The sequence below is a fragment of the Streptomyces roseus genome, from assembly GCF_001044425.1.
GTDB classification, from domain to species: Bacteria; Actinomycetota; Actinomycetes; order Streptomycetales; family Streptomycetaceae; genus Streptomyces; species Streptomyces roseus.
The window spans coordinates 1-1961 of record NZ_LFML01000146.1 but is presented as its reverse complement, the minus strand read 5'-3'; the positions used below and the strand labels follow the sequence as shown (position 1 = coordinate 1961).

Sequence of the window (1961 nt, the reverse complement as noted above, 5' to 3'; positions counted from 1 at the left end):
ACCCCGCCCCACCCCGCCCCGCCCCGCTACGCCCCCAGCGCCTGCGACACCGTGTAGATCAGCAGGCCGGCCAGGGCGCCGACCACCGTGCCGTTGATGCGGATGAACTGGAGGTCCCGGCCGATGTGGGCCTCGATCTTCCGTGACGTGTGCTCGGCGTCCCACCCGGCCACCGTGTCCGTGATCAGCGAGGTGATCTCGGTCCGGTAGGTGGTCACCACGTACACCATCGCGCCCTCGGTCCAACCCTCCACCTTGTCCTGGAGCCGGCCGTCCGTGGCCAGCCGCGCGCCCAGCGACAGCAGTGAGGACCGGACCCGCAGCCGCAGCTCGCTGTGCTCGTCCTCCGCCGCCGAGATGATCATCGCGCGGATCGCGGTCCAGGCGGAGGCGATCACGTCCTGCACCTCCCCGCGCTGGAGGATCTCGGACTTGAGCCGCTCCACGCGGGCCCGGGTGTCCGTGTCCGACTGGAGGTCGGCCGCGAAGTCCGTCAGGAACCGGTCCACCGCCCCGCGCGCCGGGTGCTCCGGCATGTCCCGCATCTCCGTCAGGAAGCGGAGCAGCTCCTTGTACACGCGCTCGCCGACCTTGCGGTCCACGAACCGCGGGGTCCAGCCGGGCGCCCCGCCCTGGACCGCGCCCATCACCGAATCCCCGTGCGTCACCAGCCAGTCGTGGGCCTTGACGCAGACGAGGTCGACGACGCGGCGGTGCCCGCCGTCCGCGACGACCCTCTCCAGGGTCTTGCCGATCCCCGGCGCGATCTCGGCGGTCTCGGCCCGCCGCGTGATGGCCTCGCCCACGACCGCCTGCACGTCGGAGTCGCGCAGCACGGTCAGGGCCCCGCGCAGCGCGGTGGCCAGCTCGGCGGTGACCCGGTCGGCGTGCGCGGGCTCGGCCAGCCAGGATCCGAGCCGGCCGCCGATGCCGAGGGCGTGGAGGCGGGTGCGGACCACGTCCGGGGAGAGGAAGTTCTCGCCGACGAACTCCCCGAGGGAGACGCCGAGCTGGTCCTTCTTGGTCGGGATGATCGCGGTGTGCGGGATGGGCAGGCCGAGCGGGCGCCGGAAGAGGGCGGTCACGGCGAACCAGTCGGCGAGCGCGCCGACCATGCCGGCCTCGGCGGCGGCCCGGACGTAGCCCGCCCAGGCGCCGGCCCCGGCGTGCTCCGCCCAGGTGGTCAGTACGTAGACCAGCGCGACCAGCATCAGCAGGCCGGTCGCGGTGGTCTTCATGCGGCGGACGCCCCGGCGGCGCTCCTCGTCGGCCTCGCTGAACACGAACCCGCCGGTGCCGTTGCCGGAACCGGTCCCGAGGCCGGCTCCCGGACCCCTACCTGCTCCCGGGCCCGCGCCTGCTCCCGTACCCGCTCCCGTACCCGTGCCTGTTGCCGGCCCAGCGGCCTTGGTGCGGTGGTCCACGTGTTCCTCCCTTCCCCCGGGCGCCGGTTTTGTCTGCATAGCATCCGACTCCCGGGACCCCTCAGGAGTTCCCGGCACGCCGATCCGCCCCTTGCGCTGCTCCCCCTCCGCGGGCCCCGGCCCCTACAGCTCCTTGCGGAGCTTCGCCCCGCCGCCCAGGGGCTTCGGGCGCTTCGGGGGTTTGACCTTGACCTCCACCCCGCCCCAGAAGGCCAGGCCCGTCACGACCACCCTCGGGGCGCCCGGGGCCACCGGGCCCGGGGTGTCGCGCTGGTCGAACGCGCCCATGAAGCCGAAGCCCCGTACGTCGACCTCCACGCCCGGCGGGACCGTGATCTGGACGCCGCCCATGATCGCGACGCAGTTGATCACCACCTCGCGCTCGGCGAAGTTCGCCTCGCGCAGGTCGAGGTCGCCGCTGCCCCAGAACGCCACCGCGTCCAGCCGGGGCGGCACCGCGAAGAAGAGGGATCCGGCGATCTGGCGCCCGTACAGGTGCCCGGGCCCGGAGTTCGAGTACGTGATGGTGTTCGCGAA

Annotated in this window: 1 protein-coding gene and 1 pseudogene; both read right to left on the bottom strand. The window is 73.4% G+C overall.

From position 1 onward, the window contains the following. Nucleotides 1–26: 26 nt before the first annotated feature. Nucleotides 27–1463: a DUF445 domain-containing protein gene (locus ACS04_RS30175; protein ID WP_245236614.1), complete on the bottom strand. Its 1437-nt coding sequence runs from the start codon at nucleotides 1461–1463 to the stop codon at nucleotides 27–29. 84 nt (nucleotides 1464–1547) lie between these two features. Continuing rightward, nucleotides 1548–1961, bottom strand: a pseudogene (locus ACS04_RS30170) (LiaF domain-containing protein); the annotation flags it as partial.